Annotated in this window: 21 protein-coding genes; 10 read left to right on the top strand and 11 right to left on the bottom strand. The window is 65.6% G+C overall.

All coding sequences use genetic code 11. The features are described 5' to 3' along the window. Positions 1–3: 3 nt before the first annotated feature. Together gabT and RPPS3_RS11680 are read right to left on the bottom strand one after the other, a co-directional pair. Positions 4–1,278 carry a 4-aminobutyrate--2-oxoglutarate transaminase gene (gene gabT, locus RPPS3_RS11685; RefSeq protein WP_107344239.1) on the bottom strand — a complete coding sequence of 425 codons (1,275 nt, stop codon included), beginning with the start codon at positions 1,276–1,278 and terminating at the stop codon, positions 4–6. A gap of 167 nt (positions 1,279–1,445) precedes the next feature. Further along, positions 1,446–2,339, bottom strand: coding sequence for a LysR substrate-binding domain-containing protein (locus tag RPPS3_RS11680; protein WP_107344237.1), 894 nt, complete (start codon positions 2,337–2,339; stop codon positions 1,446–1,448). 800 nt (positions 2,340–3,139) lie between these two features. Between RPPS3_RS11680 and RPPS3_RS11675 the strand changes: the two genes are divergently transcribed. The 6 genes from RPPS3_RS11675 to RPPS3_RS11650 all read left to right on the top strand — a co-directional run bounded on the left by RPPS3_RS11675 (position 3,140) and on the right by RPPS3_RS11650 (position 8,912). Beyond that, positions 3,140–3,616, top strand: a complete 477-nt coding sequence (locus tag RPPS3_RS11675; protein ID WP_107344235.1) for a tripartite tricarboxylate transporter TctB family protein — start codon at positions 3,140–3,142, stop codon at positions 3,614–3,616. Continuing rightward, positions 3,616–5,118, top strand: a complete 1,503-nt coding sequence (locus tag RPPS3_RS11670) for a tripartite tricarboxylate transporter permease (RefSeq protein ID WP_107344233.1) — start codon at positions 3,616–3,618, stop codon at positions 5,116–5,118. The genes RPPS3_RS11675 and RPPS3_RS11670 overlap by 1 nt, the downstream gene beginning before the upstream one ends. A gap of 79 nt (positions 5,119–5,197) precedes the next feature. Beyond that, complete coding sequence (locus RPPS3_RS11665; RefSeq protein WP_107344231.1) at positions 5,198–6,190, top strand: tripartite tricarboxylate transporter substrate binding protein; 993 nt, start codon at positions 5,198–5,200, stop codon at positions 6,188–6,190. A 125-nt stretch (positions 6,191–6,315) separates the two neighbouring features. Then, positions 6,316–7,311, top strand: a complete 996-nt coding sequence (locus tag RPPS3_RS11660) for a CoA transferase subunit A (RefSeq protein WP_107344230.1) — start codon at positions 6,316–6,318, stop codon at positions 7,309–7,311. Continuing rightward, positions 7,308–8,102 carry a CoA-transferase subunit beta gene (locus tag RPPS3_RS11655; protein WP_107344228.1) on the top strand — a complete coding sequence of 265 codons (795 nt, stop codon included), beginning with the start codon at positions 7,308–7,310 and terminating at the stop codon, positions 8,100–8,102. The genes RPPS3_RS11660 and RPPS3_RS11655 overlap by 4 nt, the downstream gene beginning before the upstream one ends. A 24-nt stretch (positions 8,103–8,126) precedes the next feature. Then, positions 8,127–8,912 (top strand): enoyl-CoA hydratase, encoded by a 786-nt coding sequence (locus RPPS3_RS11650; RefSeq protein ID WP_107344227.1) that lies wholly within the window; start codon positions 8,127–8,129, stop codon positions 8,910–8,912. Between the two features lie 29 nt (positions 8,913–8,941). Here the strand turns inward: RPPS3_RS11650 and RPPS3_RS11645 are convergent, their stop codons facing one another. Both RPPS3_RS11645 and RPPS3_RS11640 read right to left on the bottom strand, forming a co-directional pair. Further along, positions 8,942–9,616, bottom strand: a complete 675-nt coding sequence (locus tag RPPS3_RS11645; RefSeq protein WP_107344225.1) for a cytochrome b/b6 domain-containing protein — start codon at positions 9,614–9,616, stop codon at positions 8,942–8,944. A gap of 3 nt (positions 9,617–9,619) precedes the next feature. Further along, positions 9,620–10,060, bottom strand: coding sequence for a c-type cytochrome (locus RPPS3_RS11640; protein WP_107344224.1), 441 nt, complete (start codon positions 10,058–10,060; stop codon positions 9,620–9,622). Between the two features lie 598 nt (positions 10,061–10,658). Between RPPS3_RS11640 and RPPS3_RS11635 the strand changes: the two genes are divergently transcribed. From RPPS3_RS11635 to RPPS3_RS11625, 3 genes are read left to right on the top strand one after another with little or no spacing between them, the layout of a single operon-like run. Further along, the gene (locus RPPS3_RS11635) at positions 10,659–11,186 is read left to right on the top strand and encodes a hypothetical protein (protein ID WP_107344222.1); all 528 of its coding nucleotides are present in this window, start codon (positions 10,659–10,661) and stop codon (positions 11,184–11,186) included. 12 nt (positions 11,187–11,198) lie between these two features. After that, the gene (locus RPPS3_RS11630; protein WP_107344220.1) at positions 11,199–11,804 is read left to right on the top strand and encodes a hypothetical protein; all 606 of its coding nucleotides are present in this window, start codon (positions 11,199–11,201) and stop codon (positions 11,802–11,804) included. After that, positions 11,801–12,430 carry a hypothetical protein gene (locus RPPS3_RS11625; RefSeq protein WP_107344219.1) on the top strand — a complete coding sequence of 210 codons (630 nt, stop codon included), beginning with the start codon at positions 11,801–11,803 and terminating at the stop codon, positions 12,428–12,430. The genes RPPS3_RS11630 and RPPS3_RS11625 overlap by 4 nt, the downstream gene beginning before the upstream one ends. Here RPPS3_RS11625 and RPPS3_RS11620 read toward each other — a convergent pair. From RPPS3_RS11620 to RPPS3_RS11610, 3 genes are read right to left on the bottom strand one after another with little or no spacing between them, the layout of a single operon-like run. Then, a complete protein-coding gene (locus RPPS3_RS11620; RefSeq protein WP_107344218.1) occupies positions 12,425–13,195 on the bottom strand; it encodes an ABC transporter ATP-binding protein in 771 nt (256 codons plus the stop codon). The genes RPPS3_RS11625 and RPPS3_RS11620 overlap by 6 nt on opposite strands. Further along, positions 13,192–14,283 (bottom strand): FecCD family ABC transporter permease, encoded by a 1,092-nt coding sequence (locus RPPS3_RS11615; RefSeq protein WP_107344217.1) that lies wholly within the window; start codon positions 14,281–14,283, stop codon positions 13,192–13,194. Before RPPS3_RS11615 ends, RPPS3_RS11620 begins: the two co-directional genes overlap by 4 nt. Beyond that, on the bottom strand, positions 14,280–15,344 hold the full coding sequence (locus tag RPPS3_RS11610; RefSeq protein ID WP_234820189.1) for an ABC transporter substrate-binding protein: 1,065 nt from the start codon (positions 15,342–15,344) through the stop codon (positions 14,280–14,282). The genes RPPS3_RS11615 and RPPS3_RS11610 overlap by 4 nt, the downstream gene beginning before the upstream one ends. A 524-nt stretch (positions 15,345–15,868) precedes the next feature. Between RPPS3_RS11610 and RPPS3_RS11605 the strand changes: the two genes are divergently transcribed. Beyond that, a complete protein-coding gene (locus RPPS3_RS11605) occupies positions 15,869–18,022 on the top strand; it encodes a TonB-dependent receptor (protein ID WP_234820188.1) in 2,154 nt (717 codons plus the stop codon). A 69-nt stretch (positions 18,023–18,091) separates the two neighbouring features. Here the strand turns inward: RPPS3_RS11605 and RPPS3_RS11600 are convergent, their stop codons facing one another. The 4 genes from RPPS3_RS11600 to RPPS3_RS11585 form a co-directional block, all read right to left on the bottom strand. Further along, positions 18,092–18,640: a cytochrome b gene (locus RPPS3_RS11600; protein WP_107344213.1), complete on the bottom strand. Its 549-nt coding sequence runs from the start codon at positions 18,638–18,640 to the stop codon at positions 18,092–18,094. Positions 18,641–19,007: 367 nt separating this feature from the next. Next, positions 19,008–20,135, bottom strand: a complete 1,128-nt coding sequence (locus RPPS3_RS11595) for an acyl-CoA dehydrogenase family protein (protein WP_107344211.1) — start codon at positions 20,133–20,135, stop codon at positions 19,008–19,010. A 7-nt stretch (positions 20,136–20,142) separates the two neighbouring features. Next, positions 20,143–21,330, bottom strand: a complete 1,188-nt coding sequence (locus RPPS3_RS11590) for an acetyl-CoA C-acetyltransferase (RefSeq protein ID WP_107344210.1) — start codon at positions 21,328–21,330, stop codon at positions 20,143–20,145. A gap of 58 nt (positions 21,331–21,388) precedes the next feature. Next, positions 21,389–22,156, bottom strand: coding sequence for a 3-hydroxyacyl-CoA dehydrogenase (locus RPPS3_RS11585; RefSeq protein ID WP_107344209.1), 768 nt, complete (start codon positions 22,154–22,156; stop codon positions 21,389–21,391). Between the last annotated feature and the right edge of the window lie 11 nt (positions 22,157–22,167).

Here is a 22,167-nt window from a genome sequence, read left to right as displayed (position 1 = left end):
GTGCTAAGCGGCGAGGCAGCGCTCCAGGATCGCCAATCCCTCGTCGACGATCGCATCGGAGGCCGTCAGCGGCACAAGGATGCGAATGGTGTTGGCGGCGGTGCCGCAAGACAGCAGGATCAGGCCGTTTTCGTACGCCAGCCGCGTCACCCGCTTGGTCGCCTCGGCATCCGGCTCATTGCTGCCGCGCTGCTTGAGAATGTCGAATGCCACCATCGCACCGGGCCCACGGGCGACCGAGGTCGGCACCAGCGTGTTCGACAGCGCGAAGCGATCGATCGCGCTGCGCAGCCGCTCGCCGATCTGGTTCGCGCGCGCGATCAGGTTCTCTTCCTCGAACACATCGAGCACTGCGAGCGCTGCGGCGCAGGCCAGCGGATTGCCCGCATAGGTACCACCGAGGCCGCCCGGCTCGGCCGCATCCATGATGGCGGCGCGGCCGATCACGCCCGACAGCGGCAAACCGCCGGCAAGGCTCTTGGCGACGCAGACGATGTCGGCCTGAACGTCGTAGTGCTCCATCGCGAACATCTTGCCGGTGCGACCGAAGCCGGTCTGCACTTCGTCAGCAATCAACACGATGCCGTTCTCGTCGCACAGCCTGCGCAGGCCGCGCATCAGCTCGGGCGGTGCCTGATGGAAGCCGCCCTCACCCTGCACCGGCTCGATGATGATCGCCGCCACCTGCGACGCATCGATATCGGCCTTGAACACGAACTGTACGCAGCGCAGCGCATCCTCGACCGAGACGTCGCCGCCAACGACCGGGAACGGCACATGCCAGACGCCCGGCAGCGGCGGACCGAGCGCCTTCTTGTAGGGGATGACCTTGCCGGTCATCGCCGAAGCAAATGCGGTGCGGCCGTGGAAACCACCGGTGAATGCGATCACGCCGCTGCGCCCCGTCGCGGCGCGCGCGATCTTGACCGCATTTTCGGTCGCTTCCGCGCCGGTGCTCAGCAGGATCGACTTCAGCGGCCCGTTGATCGGCGCCAACTGATTCAGCCGCTCGGCGAGCCGGATGTAGCCTTCATAAGGCGCGACTTGGAAACAAGTATGGGTGAAGCGATCGAGCTGCTCACGGATCGCCGCGACAATGCGCGGATGGCAATGGCCGGTGTTGAGCACGGCGATGCCGCCGGCGAAATCGACGTAACGCTTGCCCTCGACGTCCCAGATCTCGCTATTCAGCGCACGCTCTGCAAACACCGGCGTCGCTTGGCTGACGCCCCGCACGACAGCCGTCTGCCTGCGCGTCAGCAATTCACTATTCGTCATCAGCTCTCTCCTGAACTGATGACAACGCTAATGTGACGGTTCGGACAATCAATCAGCTTGTAAGTTCGGTCTGGTGACTTCCATGCACCAATCGAAAAATGCTGCACCATTACGAGCAGAGACTGGCGCATTGTTGAGCGATCCGCTCAACACGCAGCCACACGTCATCACTCGAGCTCTGCGAGCACCTGCTTCAGCCAATTGCGCAATGCAACGATCGCCGGATCGTCCCAGCGCTCTTTCAGCGCGACGAGCTGATAAGTCTCCATATAAACCGACGATGTGATCACCTCGACCAGCGCGCCGGAGCGCAGGTCTTCTTCGACCAGCACGTCGTTGGCGAGCGCGACGCCCTGTCCGAGCCGTGCCGCTTCTATCGCCAGATGGGCATGCCACAGCCGCTGGCCGCGCAGCGGCGGCAGATCGTCGAGGCCCGCGAGTTCAAACCAGCGGGTCCATTGCATGGTGGATTCTTCGTGGATCAGCGCAATCTGCGACAGATCTTCGAGGCTGGTGATTGCCGGATAGCGCGCCAGATAGGCCGGGCTGGCGACCGGGAAGACCCGCGGCCGCACCAGGATTTCCGACATCAGCGGCCCACGGGAATCGATCACGTCGGCATAGACGATCTCGGCGTCGGCCTCTGCCCGCGACAAATCCGGATGGGTGAGAGTCGGCTGCAGATTCACCTCCCAGTTGCGCGGAGGCCCAGTCAATTCCGGCAAGCGTGACAGCAGCAGGCGATTGGCGATGCCCGGAATGCACCAGATGTTCAGCGTCGGCAGCGACGACGGCCGCGCACTGGTGGTGGCGCGCGCGATGATGTCGAAAGCCTGCGAGATCTGTGCATGAAAGCTGACGCCGGCTTCGGTCAGCATCACGCCGCGGCCCTCGCCGCGGACCAGCGCAACGCCGAGAAATTTCTGCAGGTTCTGCAGATGGCGCGAGACGACGGTATGGCTGACGGCCAGTTCATCTCCGGCGGCGCGAACGCTGCCGGTGCGCCCGACGGCCTCGAAGGCGCGGAGCGCGATCAGCGAAGGCAAACGACGGCGCATCATGAGAGCCGTATCGCCGGATCGCTGTAACGACGCTTGGACATTGTAGACTTATCGCCTCCTCACACGCGCCGACCGAGATGATCACCCCCGATCGACCTCGATCTGCGGCAAAACTCTTCTCTCTTGTGGCACGGCGAAGCAACCGTCACAAATATCGCGCCGTCCTGTCGGACCGCATGCCTGCTGCCCGCCATGCACGTTCGCTCAATTTTGAACGATTCCAAGACGCTTCCCCCCGATCACGGCGAGCGCCCCCCAAAAGGACAGACCAGGGCACCATCACGCAACGACGGATGGAGCGCATCAAGAACCAGATCGCGGCCAGGAGTGGTCCAGTCGGACAACTGCAACCACGCCCGGCACATCCCGTCTTCGGCGATCTTGTGCGGAAGCGCGCAGCACGGCGACGCCATTGCTTGATCGGCCGTGTCTGAGCGCCCAACCGAAATTGCATTGAGGCGATCGCTCCTGACGTCGATTAGTTCGCGGACTCAAGCTCACCGAAAAGCAGGCCGTCTCCGCAGGACCTTCGCCGGCCTCACTCGGCGTATCCTCTGATTTGCGCTGAAAGATGACTCGCGAGGCCGGCGCGCATCGCGCGGCAGAGCCCGCAAAGATCTTCCACGCCAGCCCGACGACGCGACCAAAATCCTCCCGTCGCGGCCAAGTCTTTACAACAGCATTTCATTGCTGCTGGCACCGTTTGACGACACATTGCGGACCTCTCGGGCTGGAGGTTTGCGGTATCTATACCGCCGATCACCGGCGATTAGTTGACTGCGAACATTGTAGGAGCACCCATGTCGGTTCGGCGCCGCCTCGATCATCGCGATGGTGCCGCTGGAGCGGCGTTCTTTGTGTTCGGAATTGCATTCGCGGTTGTCGCGCTCAACTACCCGCTCGGCACGACGATGCGGATGGGTCCTGGGTATTTCCCGGTTGTGCTCGGCCTGATCCTGGCGTGCCTTGGCGTCGTCGTCGGCCTCGGCGCATTCCGCCGTCACTCGGTCGCGGAGCAAGCGGCAGGCTCCACCTCCCTTTCGATCCCGAAGCTGCGGCCGGCACTGCTGATCTCCGCCAGCGTTCTGGTGTTCGCGGTGGCGATTGAATCGGTTGGCCTCGCGCTCGCGACATTCGGCGTGGTCGCCGTCAGCAGCCTCGCCAATTCCAACGTACGCTGGCGTTCGGTCACGGCCTCCGGCCTCGTTCTGGCGTCGGCTTCGGTCGTGATCTTCGCCTATGGGCTGCGACTGCCGTTCAGGGTCACGCCGTTCTGATGGAGCTGTTCAGTCAACTCGGCCACGGCTTCGAAGCAGCGCTGACGCTCAGCAATCTCGGCTACTGCCTGCTCGGCGTGACGCTGGGCACGCTGGTCGGCGTGCTGCCGGGGCTCGGGCCCGTCGCCACCATCGCGATGCTGCTGCCCGCCACTTACGGCCAGCCGCCGCTGTCGGCGCTGATCATGCTCGCCGGCATCTATTATGGCGCGCAATACGGTGGCTCGACGTCGGCAATCCTGGTCAACCTGCCCGGCGAATCCTCCTCGGTCGTCACCTGCCTCGATGGTCACGCGATGGCACGCAAGGGCCGCGCCGGGGCCGCTCTCGGCATCGCGGCGCTCGGCTCGTTCTTCGCCGGCACCGTGGCAACGCTGCTGATCGCCGCGCTCGCCGAGCCGCTGTCGAACCTGGCGTTGAAGTTCGGCCCCGCCGAGTACTTCTCGCTGATGGTGCTCGGCCTGGTCGCGGCCGTGGTGCTGGCCAATGGCTCGCTCACCAAAGCGGTGGCGATGACCGTGCTCGGGCTGCTGCTCGGGCTGATCGGCACCGACGTCAATTCGGGCACCGAACGCTACAGCTTCGGCATCCCGGAATTGTCCGATGGCTTCGGCTTCGTCGTCGTGTCGATGGGATTGTTCGGCATCGCCGAGATCATCCACAATCTCGAAAAAGGCGTCGAGCGCAACGTGTTTGCGACCTCGGTCGGCGGCATCTGGCCGACCCGTGCGGACTTCAAGGCAGCCTGGAAGCCGGTGCTGCGCGGCACGTTTCTCGGCTCGCTGCTCGGCGTGCTGCCCGGCGGCGGCGCGATCCTGAGTTCGTTCGCCGCCTACACCATCGAGAAGAAGCTGGCGAAGGATCCGAGCCGGTTCGGCCAGGGCGCGATCGAAGGCGTCGCTGCGCCGGAATCCGCCAACAATGCCGGCGCGCAGACCTCGTTCATTCCGCTATTGACGCTCGGCATTCCGCCGAACGCGGTGATGGCGCTGATGGTCGGCGCGATGATGATCCACGGCATCGTGCCGGGCCCACAGGTGATGACGGAAAAGCCCGAACTGTTCTGGGGCCTGATCGCCTCGATGTGGATCGGCAATCTGCTGCTGGTGTTGCTCAACATGCCGTTGATCGGAATCTGGATCCGGCTGCTACGCGTCCCCTATCACGTGCTGTATCCGGCGATCCTGGTGTTCTGCTGCATCGGCATCTACAGCGTCAATCAAAGCACGATCGAAGTCGCGTTCGCGGTCGGCTTCGGCCTGCTCGGCTGGATGTTCATCAAGCTGCACTGCGAGCCGGCGCCGCTGCTGCTCGGCTTCGTGCTCGGCCCGCTGATGGAAGAAAACCTGCGGCGCGCGCTGCTGCTCGCGCACGGCAACCCGACCGTCTTCGTCACCCGCGGACTGAGCCTCGCGCTGCTGCTGATCGCGCTGGCGCTGATCGTCATCCTGGTGCTGCCGAGCGTCCGGAAGACGCGCGAGGTCGCCTTCCACGAAGACTGACCGACGCACCACGCCTCACGATGATCCGACGACGCCCTCCACCCTCTTCGATTTCTCCACCACGGAATGAAGGACGCCCATGACAGCCTCGACGGTCTCTCGCCGCATCCTGCTATGCGCAACGTTTGCCGCTTCTCTCGTCGCCGCCCTGCCCGCCGCGGCGCAGCCGGCTGACTGGCCGAACAAGCCGCTGAAGCTGATCGTGCCGTTCCCGCCCGGCGGCGCGGCCGATGCGGTCGGACGCGTCGTCGCGGAGAAGCTGAGCGAAGTGCTGAAGCAGCCGGTGGTGGTCGAGAACAAGGCCGGCGCCGGCACCGCGATCGCTGCCGACGCGGCGGCCAAGGCGGCGGCCGACGGCTACACGCTGTCGCTCGCGCCCGCCGGTCAGCTCACCATTCTGCCGCATCTGAACAAGTCGCTCTCTTACGATCCGTTCAAGAGCTTCGCGCCGGTGTCGCTGGTGGCGGAAGTGCCTTACGTGATCGGCGCCAGCGCCGACACGCCTGCCACCTCGCTGAAAGATCTGATCGCGGCGGCCAAGAAGGAGCCGGGCAAACTCACCTACTCGTCGTGCGGCAACGGCACGCTGTGTCATCTCAGCGGCGAGCTGTTCAAGAACCTCACCGGCACCGACCTGCTGCACGTGCCGTTCAAGGGCAGCGCGCCCGCGATCCAGGCCCTGCTCGGCGGCCAGGTCAATCTCTCGTTCGACACGCTGACCATCCTCGCGCCGCAGGTGAAATCCGGCAAGGTCAAGGGGCTGGTGATCACCAGCCGCACCCGTTCACCGCTGCTGCCCAACGTGCCAACCGCTGCGGAAGCCGGACTGCCGGAATTCGTGGTGTCGTCCTGGTTCGGCATCGTCGTTCCCGCCGGCACGCCGAAGGACATCGTGGCGCGGCTGAACACCGAGATCAACGCGCTGGCGAAATTGCCGGATGTCCGCGACCGTCTCGCCGCGCAAGGCCTCGACGCCATCCCCTCGACCCCGGAGGCCTTCACTAAGGTCATTCACGAAGACTATGCGCGCTGGGGCAAGGTCGTGGAAGCTTCGGGCGCCAAGCTCGATTGAGATGGCACTGAGCCGGCTGCGGCGGACGTCAAATCCGCCGCAGCTGCATGCCGTGGCGATGGCTTCCACCGACGACCCAACTGCGACATAACACCGGCAACGACACGAACCACATCGGGGAGCAGATGGCGCAGACAAGGCTGATCTCGCTGCAAGAGGCAGTGCGACGCTATAGCTGGGACGGGATGCAGTATGCCAGCGGCGCTGCGTTGCCGATCGGATCCGACGCCATCATCTTTGGACGCGAATTGCTGCGCCAGGGCCGGCGCGACCTGCACGCTATCTTTCACTGCAACAGCCAGCAATTGAACCTGCTGGCCGCCGCCGGTGTGGTCACCAAGGCGGAATGCGGCTTCTCGGCTCTGGAAGTGTTCGGCTTCGCAAACGGCCTGCGCCGCGCAGTCGAGAGCGGCCACATGGCGCTCGAAGACTACTCCAACCTCGGATTGCCGCTGCGGCTGCTCGGCGGCGCTTTGAACTGGCCGTTCGTCCCGGCTACCGTGAACATCGGCTCCGATCTGCAGTATCGCAGCGCCTTCGCGCCCGACGATTATCCGAGCAAGCACAAGATCCCGACCGTGGTCGATCCGTTCACCGGCCGCGAGATCGGCGCGTTCAGTCCGCTGAAGCCGGATCTGGCGGCGATCCACGTCACCCTCGCCGATCCGTACGGCAACTCGATCATGCTCGGCACCGAATGGAGCCGGGTCGAGCTGTCCCGCGCAGCCAAGAAGGTGATTATCATTGCGGATGCGATCGTCGACACCGATTGCATCCGCCAATATCCGAACCTGGTGCGGATTCCGGATCTCGTCGTCGAGGCTGTGGTGCATTGGCCGTTCGCGGCCTGGCCGCAAAGCTCGCCCGGCATGTACGACGTTGACGAAGCACACATGAAGTTCATGAACAAGGCGCTCGGCAGCGAAGACGGCACCGCCGCCTACATCCGGGACTTCGTCACCAGCTATCACGACATCGACAGCTATCTCGACATGATCGGCCGCGACAAGATCGCCGAACTACGCAACAGCACCACCAGCTTCCTGCTCGATCCGTATCGGCGCTGGATATTGCCGCCCGACGAGGTGGCCGCGTTGTCCGCCCAGGAGGTCGCAGCATGAGCGAGACACTGGACTATTCCCGCCAGGAGATGATGGCGATCGCCACGGGGCGCGAAGTGAAGGACGGCGAGCTGGCGATCTTCGGCGTCGGCCTGTCGATGCTGGCCGGTTACTTCGCCCAGGCCAATCATGCGCCGCATCTGCGGACGATGACCGAGGGCGGCGTCTATGGCGCGACGCCGGTCGGCGGCCTGCCCTGGGGCATCGAGTGCAATCGCATCTCGACCAACGCCACCAGCTTCACCTCGGCGATCGACGCGCTCGGCTTCCTGGTCGCCTCAGGACGATGCGACGTCGGCGTGATCGGCGCGGCGCAGGTCGACAAGTTCGGCAATGTCAACACCACCGGCATCTGGGACGACGAGATCGGCACGCACTATCGTCCGCCCAAGATCCGCCTGCCCGGCGCCGGCGGCGCCAACGACATCGCCTGCGGCGCCAAGCGCTTCATCATCATGGTGACGCACGAACCCAAGCGCTTTGCCGAGAAGGTCACCTATCTGAGTTCGCCAGGCTATCTCGACGGCGGCAACGCGCGCGAGCGGTTCGGCTTCGTCGGCGGCGGACCATCGGCGATCATCACCACGCTGGGAATTCTGCGGCCAGATCCGGAGACCAAGGAGTTTCAACTCGACGGCTGGTTCGCGTTCTCCAGCGTCGACGAGATCAAGGCCCACACCGGCTGGGACCTGAAGGTGTCGCCCACCGCCCACATGATCGCCGAGCCGACCGCCGAAGAGCTTGCGAACCTGCGCAAGGTCGATGAGACCGGCGCGCTGCGCAAGCACTAGCACGCCCGACAACGAGGACTTCCGATGACCGACACTCCTTACGTGCTGCGTGCCGACGATGATGGCGTCACCACGCTGACGTTGAACCGGCCGCAGGCGCGCAACGCGCTGTCGCAGGGGATGCTGGAGGCGCTACGCGCGGCGGTGGCCGACATCGCCGCCGACGCCAGCGTGCAGGTGCTGATCGTCGCGGGCTCCGGCCCGGCCTTCTGCGCCGGTCATGACCTGAAGGAGCTGCGCGCCGGCAACTACGACCCCGGCTATGTCGACAGCCTGTTCGCTGCCTGCGCCGAGGTGATGCAGACGATCGTTCATTTGCCGAAGCCGGTGATCGCGCGCGTCCATGGCGTCGCCACCGCCGCCGGCGCCCAGCTGGTCGCCAGCGCCGATCTCGCCTTCGCCGCTGACGATGCGCGGTTCGCAACGCCAGGCGTGAACATCGGGCTGTTCTGCTCGACCCCGATGGTGGCGCTGTCGCGCAATCTCACACGCAAGCACGCGATGCAGATGCTGCTGTCCGGCGATCTGATCGATGCTGAAACTGCGTTCCGGTTCGGCCTGATCAACGAGGTCGTTCCCGCCGCCGAGCTCGAGCAGCGCACCCTCGCGTTCGCGCGGCAGATCGCGAGCAAATCCCCGCTGACGCTGGCGATCGGCAAAGAGGCGTTCTACCGCCAGGCCGAATTGTCGCTGGCGGACGCCTACACTTACACCAGTCAGGTGATGGCGAAGAACCTTCAGGCCGAAGACGCCAAGGAAGGCATCGATGCCTTCCTCAGCAAACGCCCGCCGGTGTGGTGCGGACGGTGAGACCTCGCGGAGCTTAAGCTCCGCACGCGTTACAGCAGCCGTCCCGCGATCACGTAGATCGGTGCCAGCACCACGAACGCTGCCACCAGCAGGCAGGCGAATGCTCGGCCCCAGGGGCCGGGCTCGGCTGCCGGCATATCCGCATAGCTGTCGGCCGGCTTGCGGCCGGTGATCATCGCCTGGATCAGCGGCTCGCGGCTGGTGACCGCGTAGATCACGTTGGCGGCGACGTGGACCGCGACGAACACCTCGATCGCGGTGAATATCCGCCGGTGCCACAGCGCAGCGGTGTCGACGGTGGCATCAGCCACAGTCTTGGCGAGCGGGCCCTCGATGATCAGACGATCTTCATCGGCCGAGAACAGCCCGCTGATCGCCATCGCGAACACCAGAGCCAGCAGCGCCACCACCATCCATCCGCCGAGCGGATTGTGGCCGAGAAACTTCTTCTTGTCGGCGATATAGGCCAGCACCTTGCCCGGCATCGCCACGAAGCTGCCGAACCGTGCGGTCGAACCGCCGACGAAGCCCCACAGGATACGGAAGACGATCAGCACCAGCGCGGTGTAGCCGTTGAGCTTGTGCCAGGCAGGATAGGCCCCGCCATAGGTGTTGCTGATCCAGCCATCGAGGACGACGAAGACGAGCGCCCACTTGAAGACGCGCGTGGGCCCGTCCCAGGCGACGACGCTCGCTTCGTTCATGTCTTAGCTCTTCTTGGCGCGGAAGTCGTCGTGGCACGACTTGCAGTTGCCGAGCACGCCGCCGATGTTCGCCTTGAGCGAGGCTTCATCCTTGATCGTGCCCTGCGCCGCGGTGGCCGCAGCGGCCAGCTTGGCGAAAAGGTCGTCGAACTTCGCCTTGTCTTCCCAGATCTTCGGCAGCGCCGCGGTGTCGCCACCGGTCTTGGAATCGGCCGGGAACAGCGCCGGCAGCTTCTTCGAGTCGTCTGCAATCGCGGCCAGCGACTTCTGCACCACTGCCTGGTCGAACTTCGCCTCGCCCTTCAGCATCGCGGCGATCGGCTTGGTGGCCTCGCCCATCTGCTTCAAGATCGCCTTGCGCTGCGCGATGGCGTCGGTCTGCGCGATCGCGAAGCCGCTGCCCAGCACAACCAGTCCGGCGATAGTAGCAATTCTCAATTTCATCTTTGCAGGTCCTTTTGATCGTTCCGGTCGCCGCAGGCGCCGACCGGCAGCTTCACCCATCCTGGTGAGTCGCTTCCATCGCGGCTGTTCTCCCACAATCAACCTGACGTTGCGGTGACAACGTCACAGAGCCGGGAGTGCAGCGACCGCGATTCTCCTGCCCCCACCCGATCTCTTAGCCGATGCGACATCGCCGCCGCAAACGATCGGGAAGAACCAACTGCGAACACCTGCCCTGACATGGACGCAATGGCTAAAGATTGGGACAGCAGCCCACGTGATCAGACCAAGCAGATCGGGATCGATCTTTTGATCCGCTGATCACATGTGCGTCATTGTCGCAGGCATGCGCCGCTTGAGGCCGAGCACATTCACGCATTTGGTACGTAACGTACCAACACACGCCACTCTGCTCTCGGCACTTGCGAATTTCTGGCAATTCTAAATACGCCGAAGAGATGTGTTCGGCGAAGTAGTTAGGCTCATTCACAGGAGCCGCTGCACGCGGCGCGCGAGCGACAGCGATTGCCGCCCCTCGGGCGTTGTTGTTACGCGAAGCGATATCTCGCGTGACTTACGCCGGAGAAGACAGCTCATCATGACGACACCTGCCGAGATCCGCCCGATGCTGAGCATCGAAGGCGAAGAAGATCTCATCGACATTCACTTCGATATGCTCGCCGCGTATCACGGCCAGAGCGCACTGGCGATGCTCGCAGTGACGTTTCAGGCGCTCCGCCTGGTACTGCCGGCGCTGTCACCGCAGCGTCCGCTGCGACGCTCCGAGATCAGCGTGGTCAGCGGACATCCCGGTCCGGGCGTGCGCGACGCTTTCGAATTCGTCACCCGCGCGGTGACGCGCGGCGTCTACACCGTCGACCGCTCGCTGCCGCATGCGCGGCTGTGTCCGGGCGCCGACATGTCTTACAGCTGGCGGGTTTCGGTGGGTGAGCAGACTGTCGGCGTCGCGCTACGTCAGGGCGCGGTGCCGGAACGGTTCTTCGAGCTGATCGGGCGCGGTGCGGCACGGAGCGATGCAGAGAATGTGGAGCTCTCCGCGCTGAAGCGCAGCGTCGCCGATGCTGTGCTGGCCAAGTCGCCCGACGCGCTGTTCGACCGGCTGTAATCGGAGCACGCGATGAAAACCATCATCCGGTTCTCCTGCGGTCACAAGACCTCGTCGGCCGGCTGGGCCGAACGGCTCCAAGGCCTTCCCTGCACCATCCGCGATGTCGATCTCTACGCCCTCGACGCCGCGCTGCTCGACGGCGCTGATGCGCTGCTGATCGGCATGCACATGGACCAGCGCTTCCTGCAGGCCAACGCGGCACTGCTCGGCGATTACGTCGCGGCCGGCGGCATCGCCGTCGTCAGCGGCCATATCGCCCACCCGTTCCTGCCCGGCTTGTCGCCGGTGCAGCCGCTCGGCGGCGGCAGCCTCGGCGATCTGACCATCGCACGCGCGCAGGCGCATCCGATTTGGGATGGCGTCGCGCTCGAGGATCTCATCTTCCGGCGCGGCGTCGCCGGCTTCTACGGCCATGCTTGGCATAGCCCACCGGAGGGCGCGACCGTGATCCACACGATGGGACCGGAGGCGCGTCCGCTCGACTTCATCTATCACCACGGCCGCGGCGAGGTGCTGATGCACGGCGGCAATGATCTGTGGAGCTTCGGCGGCGACGACTCGAGCCGTCGCCTGCTGCCGCAGCTGATGTCCTGGCTGGTGGAGGCGCGCTCATGACCGTCGCAGTGCTCGATAGCGGCACGTACTATCATCACGAGACCATCTTCGGCGACCGTTTCCGCGATCGCTTCGATCGCGCGATTTACGCGCCGGCGCTCACCGCCGCCGATCTCGCTGAACCGACGCTGCTGATCATCCCCGATCGCACCAATCCCGATGTGATGCGCCGTCACCAGCCGCTGCTCACCGACTTTCTCGCCCGCGGTAACACGCTGGTGGTGCTCGGCGAGAGCGAAGCCGAGACCTGGGCGCCGGGCGTGCGCAGCGCCGGACGGCCGACCAACTTCTGGTGGTGGCTCGATCCCGCGCAAAAGCCGCCGCACCAGATCGTGGCGCCCGATCACGAGATCTTCAGCTACGTGCCGGCGGAGTCGACGATCTGGCACATTCACGGCGTGCTGTTTCCGCCGGACGGCGCGCAGGCGCTCGTCACCGTGCCGGACGATCGCGACGGCCGTGATCCCGGCGGCGCGCTGCTCTATGATGATCGCGTCACCACGCCGGGCCGGCTGATCGTCTCAACGCTTGACCCGTTCTATCACCACGGCAGCCGGTTCATGCCGGCGACGACGCGGTTTCTCGACGGCTTCCTGCGCTGGGCGCAAGCCACCGCGCGATCATAGCCGCGGAGGCGGCGCATCGACGCCCGTCAGCCGGTGCACCGGCACGGTCGCCTCGATGCGCTCGCCATCCGCCTCGATGGTGACACGGCGCACCGGCACGCCGTAAAGACGCGCCAGATTGGCCTCGTCGAGCACGCGATCGGCGGGACCGAACACCGGCTCGCCGGCCATCATCAGCACCTTGTCGGCAACCGCGAGCGCATGATCGGGATGATGCGTGGTGAATACCACGGTCATGCCGTCGTCGCGCACCAGGCGCCGGATCAGCCGCAGCACCACGCCCTGATTGGCAAGATCGAGCGCCGAGGCCGGCTCGTCGAGCAGCAGCACCCTGCAATCGCCGGCGAGCGCGCGGGCGAACAGCACGAGCTGGCGCTGGCCGCCGCTGAGCCGGTCGTAGCGCCGTTCGGCGAGATCGGCGATGCCGACCGCCTCGAGACAAGCTTCGGCGCGGGTGAGATCGCGCCGCCCCGGCGCGCCGAACCGGCCGAGATAGCGGCTGCGCCCGAGCAGCACCATGTCGATCACCCGATAGCCGACATCGCCGCGTAGCGCCTGCGGCACAACGCCGACGATGCCGTCGACGTTGATCCGGCCGTGCTTCAACGCCAACGTCGCCGCGAGCGCGCGCAGCAACGTGGTCTTGCCGCAGCCGTTCGGCCCAAGGATTGCGGCGGCCTCACCCTCGGCGATCGCGAATGACAGATCGCGAAACAGCCACTGCTCCGGGCGAAACCAATGCCCCGCCTGCTCCACTTGGATCATGCCGTCTGTCCTCTTGCATGCCGGCGCAGCAGCCACGCGAACACCGGCGTGCCGACGATCGCGGTGACGATGCCGACCGGAATTTCAGCCGCCGACAGATCCCGTGCCAGCGTGTCGGCCGCCATCAGGAAGGCGGCGCCCGCGACCGCCGACACCGGCAGCAGCCGGCGATGATCCGCCCCGACCACCATGCGCACTAGATTTGGGATCACCAGTCCGACCCAGCCGATCGTGCCGGAGACCGCGACCTGCGCCGAGATTGCAAGGCAGGTGGCGCCGAGCAGGATCACCCGGTCGCGTCCGGGCTCGACACCGAGCGTCCGGGCTTCTTCGTCGCCGAGCGACAGCACGTTGACGCGCCAGCGCATCGCCAGCATCACGCCGCCGCCCAGGATGGTACACGTCGCCAGCAGCGCCAGGTTCGGCCAGCTCGATGCCGCGAAGCTGCCGAGCAGCCAGAACACAATGCCGGGCAACTTCACCTCGGGATCGGCGATGAAGGTGACAAACCCGACCAGCGCGCTGCAAAACGCCCCGATCACCACGCCGGCGAGCACCAGCGTCAGCACCGGCGAGACGCCGTCGCCGCGGTGAACGATCAGCACTGCGGCGAGCGCGATCGCCGCGCCGGCGAACGCGCCGAGATGCACCGGCAGGCCGAAGCCGAACAACAGGATCGCAACCACGCCGCCGAGCGAGGCACCGGATGCGGCACCGATGGTTTGCGGGCCGACCAGCGGGTTGCGGAACATGCCCTGCAGCACCGCGCCGGACAGCGCCAGCCCGGCGCCGGCAATGCCGGCCATCAGCACCCGCGGCAATCGCACCGTCGTGACAACAATCCGCTCCGTCGGTGTCCAACTCGCAGCGCCCCACCCCGCCGGCAACCAGTTCGCTGCATCGAGACCGAACCGAGCAAACAGCTCGTGCAGCAAAATGCCGAACACATGCGCGGCCGGCACGTGGTAGCGGCCCGCCGACAGACAGAGCAGCGCCGTCACGATCGGCAGCAGAACGAGCGCGGCGGCTATCAAAGATGTCGCGGTAGGATGTCCGGGCCGCACGGCGGCAGTGTCGAGCGTACTCATCGCGCGACCGCAAACCGGGCGTAGCCGGCGGACGCGTCGTTCTGCGGCGTCTGCAGAATGGCATCGATCTCGGCATCGGCCAGCGCGTGATCGTAGAGGAAGCTGTACCAGTCCCGCATCTCGGTGCGCAGATCAGTCGTCAGCCGATCCGGATGCAGTAGTTTCGCGAGCCATGTCCATGCCAGCGCCGACTCGTGGCTCGGTGGGTCCCAGCGATACCCGCCGAGCGGCACGCGATACACACGGCGCTGCTTGATCGCCGCAATGCCCTGCAGCCGTGGATCGCGATAAAGATCAGCCGGCATCGCGCTGTCGAAATTGCCGAGCAGAATGACATCGGGATTCCACACCAGCAGTTGCTCGAGCGTGACCGTGCGACTACCGCCGATCTCGCCGGCCGCATTGCGTCCGCCGGCGGTGCGGATGACGAAGTCCGTGTAGGTGTCGCGACCAGCGACGGCAAACGAGTCCGAGGCGCGTGACAAATGCAGCACCCGCGGCCGCTCGGCCTCCGGCGTTGCTCTGAAGGTCGCCGCGAGCACGTCCTGCCGTTGCCGCTGCCGCTCGACGATCCTGCCCGCACGCGGCTCCTGCCCTGCGAGCCGCCCCATCATCAGGATCGCGCCCTCGACCTCGTCCTGGCCGCCGTAGCGCAGGCCCAGCACTGTGAGGCCGGCGCGATCGAGCATCGCGATCGGCTCGTCCCCGGAGGTCGCCCATTGCAGCACCGCGTCCGGATGCAGCGCCATGATCGCCTCGACATTCGGCACCACGCCGGCGCCGCGGGTGATCCCGGTCGGGATCTGATCGAACGACGGAAAGATCCGGCTTAGAATGCCGGCGCGCATCGCTGTGGCCGACGCCGGATTCATCCCGGCGACATGCGTGGCCGAACGATCGATCGCCATGTAGGTCGACGGCGCCGGCATCGGCAGGAGCACCACCCGCTGCGCCGGTGTGGTGACGGCAACGGTCCGTCCGCGCTGGTCGGTCAACTCAGCGGCCCGAGACGAACCGGCCATTGCCGAGACGCCGATCACCACGGCGATCGCCGGTCTCATCCATCGCAATGACGACAGCATCACGTTGACGACCTCACAGCGTTCCTCCTGATCTGCCTCTACACGGCATTGCCGTTCATAGGCGGCCGATCACAGAACGCAAAACCAAAACACCGCGATGACGCGCGCGACGACGTCCTCGAGACTAGAATCTCTCAAGATTGAGTTGGTACGGTTGCGCGCGTTACTAATCGCGCGCGTAACGAAACAGACATCCCATTTTGTAATGTGTCGAAGTTTGCCTGCACACGGTGGTAATCGTGCGCCACGCTAACGTGGGGATGGTGGTGATCGAAGTGACGACTCGATAAGGACCCGTTCACTAATCGTGAACTGGGGGACGCCACCAAATGATTCAACGGGCATTCACACGCGAATCCGCACGGAGCCGACTTCTTGCTTCCAGCTGCGGACTGAGCGTCGCACTGGCCTGCGCGATGACGGCGGGATCGAGCACCGCGACGCGGGCGCAGACCGCCGACGCATCGACACCGCGCGCGCGCCATGTGTTGCCGGAAGTGCGCGTGGAATCGGCGAATCCACCGAAGCCGCAGCGCGCAACACGGTCGAGCGATGGCCGCGGCGCCCGCCGCACCGCGGCGCAAGCTCCAAAGCCTGCGCCGGCTCAGCAGGCCGCAGTAGCGACCTCGGATAATTCGCTCAAGCCGATGGGTGGCAAGCTTCCGCAACCCGGAATTCCACACACCGCGCAGCAGAGCATCACCGTCGTCGATCGCGCGCAGATCGAACAGACCAGCCCGACCAGCCTGCTCGACATCCTGCAGAACGTTCCGGGCGTATCGATCGCGCGCGCCGGCGGCATCGGCGGCCAGATTTATCTGCGCGGCTTCTCGTCCAACAACTGGCGCTCGCCGATGTATATCGACGGCGACCGCTTCCGCGGTCGCAACACGCTGCAGCTCAATTACTTTGCCCCCGAAGAGATCGAGCGGGTCGAGGTGGTGCGCGGCCCCGCCTCAGTGGTGTACGGCTCCGAGGCGATGACCGGGCTCGTCAACGTCGTCACCCGCCGTCCCCAGGTCGATCCGTTCGGCCCGTGGCGCGTCACCCATGGCGGGTTCTCGGCCGGTTACAGCTCGGTCGACAACGGCTTCAGCACCTATGAATGGGCGCAGGCGGCCGGCATGGGCTTCGACGTGCTCGGCGGCGTCAGCTATCGCAAGGGCGGCAATTATCAGACGCCGAGCGGTCCTGCGCTCAACAGCGATTACGAGAGCATCGGCGGCAATCTGCGGCTCGGCTGGTCGCCGACCAGCAACCAGCGCTTTGAATTGACGCTGCGCGACTATTGGGAAGAAGACGGCCGCGCCGGCGGCGTCGGCGGCGCACCGGGCTGGCCTTATATGCAGGTGCGGCAGCAGCCGAACCAAGTGCACATGGCGAAGCTGTCCTATGCCGGCGACTTCACCGATCAGCTCGTCCAGCACGTCGAAGGCTCGTTCTACGCCAACTACTTCGACACCAAGCTCTCGACAGTGAACACCGCGACGCCGGGCGTCGTCACCTCCTCGGTCAGCCACGTCGGCGGCCCGCTGGTGATCGGCGGCCGGGTGCAAGGCGTGATTCCGTGGGATCCGGCGCCATGGGGCCTGCTCAAGACGACGTTCGGCTTCGACGGTTTCCAGGAATGGCGGCCGGGCAGCACGTCGTGGTCGGTTCGGCAGACCGCTGCCAGCTCGACGATCACGCCCGAGTTCAAGACCGGCCCAGACAACACCCAGGCCAATGCCGGCGCGTTCATGCTGCACGAGTGGAAGCCGATTGATCTGTTGACGCTGTCGGCCGGCGGCCGGTTCGACTGGTTCAACACCACATCGGAGCTATCTCCGGTGAGTTCGGCCCGCGCCCTCGCGGTGCTTCGGCAGAACAGCGACGTCACTGCCACCGCGCCGACCGGCAGCATCGGCGCCACCGTACACGTGACGCCGATCCTCGATCTGCTCGCCTCGGTCGGCACGTCTTATCGCTATCCGACCAATTCCGAGCTGTTCGCGTTCTCGGCGACCTCGATCCCAAATCCGGAGCTGAAGCCGGAGACCGGCCTCACCTACGAGGGCGGCTTCCAGCTCAACTTCCCGACCGCCACCTTCAAGCTGACGGCGTTCGACAGCCACTACGCGAATTTCCTGCAGTCGGTGTTCGTCACCTATAACGGCGCCTCGGTGACGCAGAGCCAAAACGTCGGCCATGCCACCGTGAACGGCGTCGAAGCCGAGTGGCGCTGGCAGGCGACGTCGTCGTTCAACCTGCACGGCAATGCCGCGTGGCTGCAGGCGACCAACACCGACACCGATGCGCCGCTGCCGTTCATCGCGCCGTGGAAAGGACGCGTCGGCGTGCAATACGCGCCGGTCGGCTCCGGCTATGCGGTCGGTGCCGCGGTGGATTGGGCGTCGGCCAAGACCCGCATCAACACAACGCAGGAATACCCGACCGGTGCCTATGCGGTCCCGAGCATCTACGCCTCGTTCGATCTCGGCGTGCTGGTCTCGCGCCGCCTCGGCGACACCAAGCTGCACCTCAGCCTGCAGAACATCTTCGACACCTCGTATGCGAGCGCGTCGACCTATGTGAACCGATCGTACAGCCAGTCGATGTACAACCCGCTGCTCGAGCCCGGCCGCAACTTCACTGCCCGGCTCACCCACACGTTCTGACGACAAGGCGCGTCTGATGGGAGACGGACCGTCCGGCGGCGTTGGACGGTCCGCCTCCGCTGCGGGTCCTCAGGGGCATCGGACCCACATTCGCCACAGCAGCCCATCCTTGTCGATGAAGTGATGCTTGAGCGCGAACAGCGTGTGCCCCGCGATCACCAGCGCCAGCGCCGATCCGAGAGCGAAGTGGATCGTGCCCCAGAGTTCGGCGAGATCCTCGCTCTTGGCGACCGGCGGCGGAATCGGCACGCCGAACAGCGAAGCCGGTCGACCATAAGCAGCGCTCATCACCCAGCCGCTGACCGGCACGGCGAGCATCAACACGTAAAGTGCAAAGTGCCCGAGATGGCTGGCGGTGCGGAGTAGCTGCGAATAGGCGGTCGGCAGCTCCGGCGGCGTATTGGCGGCGCGCCAGATGAAGCGTCCGAACAGCAGCAACACCGTCACGACACCGAGCGACTTGTGCAGCTCGTAGAGCGCATACTTTTCCGGCGAAGGCGGCAGCTGTCCCATGTAGAACCCAAGGCCGATCAGCCCGACGATGATTGCTGTCATGCCCCAGTGCAGAAAAATCGCCGGACGCGTGTAGCGCTCCTGCGCGGCTGCTGTCGTCTCCATCGCGGTCCTCAATCTCATCAGACAATATCAATACCGTACGTACGGTATTGATATTGTGTTTAGCGCGGGCCCGCGGGGGTGTCAATTCATGCTGTACGACTGGTTCAGTATTCAGGCTGCGTCCGGTGAACCGCCGAGCGCCACGACGCGGTGGTGTTGCGCACCCAGAAGACTGCGCTCCATTCCAAATGAACGCCGCGGCGTGTCCCGGCGGTCTTCCTCCCGGCCGCCTTCAGCCTGCCGAAACGAGAAGACGATCGCTCGCGCCGCACAATGCGAGAAGGCGCTTTGCGCCTCCTCCCCATGATGTTGAATCCGTGGCGGGTCTTCCGACGCCGCTCGCAATTCGGCAGAAGCAGAACTGCTTTTACAGATTGCGTGAGATCACGATGCGCTGGACGTCGCTGGTGCCTTCATAAATCTGGCAAACGCGCACGTCGCGATAGATCCGCTCGACCGGGAAGTCCTTCAAGTAACCGTAACCGCCGAGCGTCTGGATCGCCGACGAGCACACCGCCTCGGCAGTCTCGGAAGCGAACAGCTTGGCCATCGAGGCTTCGGTCAGGCACGGCAGCCCGGCTTCGCGCAGGCTGGCGGCGTGCAGCACCATCTGCCGCGCGGCGGCGATGCGCGTCGCCATGTCGGCGAGCCGGAACGCCACCGCCTGGTGCTCGACGATCGGTTTGCCGAAGGTGACGCGGTCGCGCGCGTAGTCGCGAGCCGCCTCGAACGCAGCGCGCGCCATCCCGACCGCCTGCGAGGCGATGCCGATCCGGCCGCCTTCGAGATTCGACAGCGCGATCTTGAGCCCCTCGCCTTCGGCGCCGAGCCGCAGGTCCGTGGGAATGCGCATATCATTGAAGGCGAGCTGGCAGGTATCGGACGAATGCTGGCCGAGCTTGTCCTCGACACGCACCACCTCGTAGCCGGGCGTATCGGTCGGCACGATGAAGGCGGTGATGCCCTTCTTGCCGGCCGACGGATCGGTGACGGCGAACAGGATGATCAGCTGGCCGTTCTGCCCCGAGGTGATGAACTGCTTGGCGCCGTTGATGACGTAGGCATCGCCGTCGCGGCGCGCGGTGGTGCGCAGGTTCGAGGCGTCCGAGCCGGCCTGCGGCTCGGTCAGCGCAAAGCCGCCGATCCATTCACCGCTGGCGAGCTTCGGCAGGAAGCGCTGCTTCTGCTCGTCGGTGCCGAATTTCAGGATCGGCATGCACGCCACCGAGGAATGCACGCTGACGATGGTCGAGCACGCGCCGTCGCCCGCCGCGATCTCTTCCAGCGCCAGGGTGTAGGCCACCATGCCGGTGTCGGAGCCGCCATAGGCTTCCGGCACCAGCATGCCGAGAAAGCCGAGCTGGCCCATCTCCGTCAGTTCGGCGCGCGGAAACGCGTGCGCGGCGTCGCGCGCCGCCGCGGTCGGGGCGAGCCGCTCACGCGCGAAGTCGCGGGCGGTGTCGCGGATCTGGGTCTGCAGTTCGTTGAGGATCATGATGCGCTCACGACAACCGCTCGACCGCCACGGCAGTCGCTTCGCCGCCGCCGATGCACAGCGAGGCGATGCCGCGCTTGAGATCGTACTTCTCCAGCGCTGCCAGCAGCGTCACCAGCACGCGCGCGCCGGAAGCGCCGATCGGATGACCGAGCGCGCAGGCGCCGCCATGGACGTTGACCTTGTCGTGCGGCAGGCCGAGATCGTGCATCGCCGCCAGCGCCACCACCGCGAACGCCTCGTTGACTTCGAACAGATCGACGTCGGCGAGATTCCAACCGGTGCGTTCGCTGAGCTTGCGGATCGCGCCGATCGGCGCGGTGGCGAACAGCGCCGGCTCGTGGGCGTGGGTGGAATGACCGACGATCGCCGCGAGCGGCTTCAGGCCGCGCTTGTCGGCTTCGGAAAGGCGCATCAGCACCAGCGCGGCGGCGCCGTCGGAAATCGACGACGAGTTCGCCGCTGTCACGGTGCCGCCGTCGCGAAACGCCGGCTTCAGCGTCGGGATCTTGTCGAGCTTGGCCTTCAGCGGCTGTTCGTCGGTGGTGACAGTGATGTCCGACTTGCCGGACTTCAGCGTCACCGGCGTGATCTCGCGCGCGAATGAGCCGTCCTTGATCGCGGCCTGGGCGCGGGTCAGCGAGGTGATGGCGAAGTTGTCCTGGGTCTCGCGGGTGAACTGATAGCTTTGCGCACAGTCCTCGGCGAAGGTGCCCATCAGCCGGCCTTTGTCGTAGGCGTCTTCCAAGCCGTCGAGAAACATGTGGTCGAGCACCCGGCCGTGGCCCATGCGATAGCCGCCGCGGGCGCGGTCGAGCAGATACGGCGCATTGGTCATGCTCTCCATGCCGCCCGCTACCGCGACGGTGGCACTGCCGGCGATCAACAGATCATGCGCGAGCATCGCCGCCTTCATGCCGGAGCCGCACATCTTGTTCACGGTGGTGCAGCCCGCCGACAGCGGCAGGCCGGCGCCGAGCGAAGCCTGCCGGGCGGGTGCCTGGCCCTGGCCGGCCGGCAGCACGCAGCCGAACACGACTTCATCGATCGCATCCGGCTTCAGCCCCGCGCGCTCGACCGCGGCCGAAATCGCGGCCGAGCCGAGCTGGGATGCGGTGGCGTCCTTCAGCTCGCCCTGAAAGCCGCCCATCGGGGTCCGCGCGGAGCCGACGATAACGATAGGATCGTGGGTCATGGGAGTTCTCCCTGCATCTTGGTTTGTTTGATCGAGACGATAGAGGAAACGCCGCGCCTCAGCGCGGCGCCATCCGCAGTGCGCCGTCGAGGCGGATCACCTCGCCGTTCAGCATCGTATTCTCGCAGATCGCCTTCACCAGCGCGGCGTATTCGGCCGGCCGGCCGAGCCGCGGCGGGAACGGCACGCTCTTGCCGAGCGCATCCTGCACCGGCTGCGGCATCCCGGCCATCATCGGGGTTTCGAAGATGCCGGGTGCGATCGTCACCACGCGAATGCCGTGCTGCGCCAGCTCGCGCGCAATCGGCAGTGTCATCGCGGCAACGCCGCCCTTGGAGGCCGAATAGGCCGCCTGCCCGATCTGGCCGTCGAACGCCGCGACCGAGGCGGTGTTGATGATCACCCCGCGCTCGCCTTCGGCGTCCGGCTGTTCCTTGCTCATCGCCTCGGCGGCGAGCCGGATCATGTTGAAGCTGCCGATCAGGTTGATGGTGATCGCCCGGGCGAAGCTGTCGAGCTTGTGCGGGCCGTTGCGGCCGAGCACCTTTTCGCCCGGCGCCACGCCGGCACAGTTCACCAGCCCGTTGACGTGGCCGAAGATGTCCTGGGCCAGCTTCACCGCCGCCTCAGCATCCTCGGCCTTGGTGACGTCGGTGGCGAGGAAGCGGAAGCTCGCACCGAGCTCCTGTTCGAGCTTAGCCCCGGCCTCGGCGTTGAGATCGAGGCCGACCACCTTGGCGCCGCCGGCGACCAGGGTGCGGGCGGTGGCAGCGCCGAGACCGGAGGCGGCGCCGGTGACCAGGAAAACGCGATCAGTAATGTTCATGACGATTTAAT

It is taken from the genome of Rhodopseudomonas palustris, assembly GCF_003031265.1.
Lineage (GTDB): Bacteria > Pseudomonadota > Alphaproteobacteria > Rhizobiales > Xanthobacteraceae > Rhodopseudomonas > Rhodopseudomonas palustris_H.
This window is presented reverse-complemented; position numbering and strand designations above follow the sequence as displayed.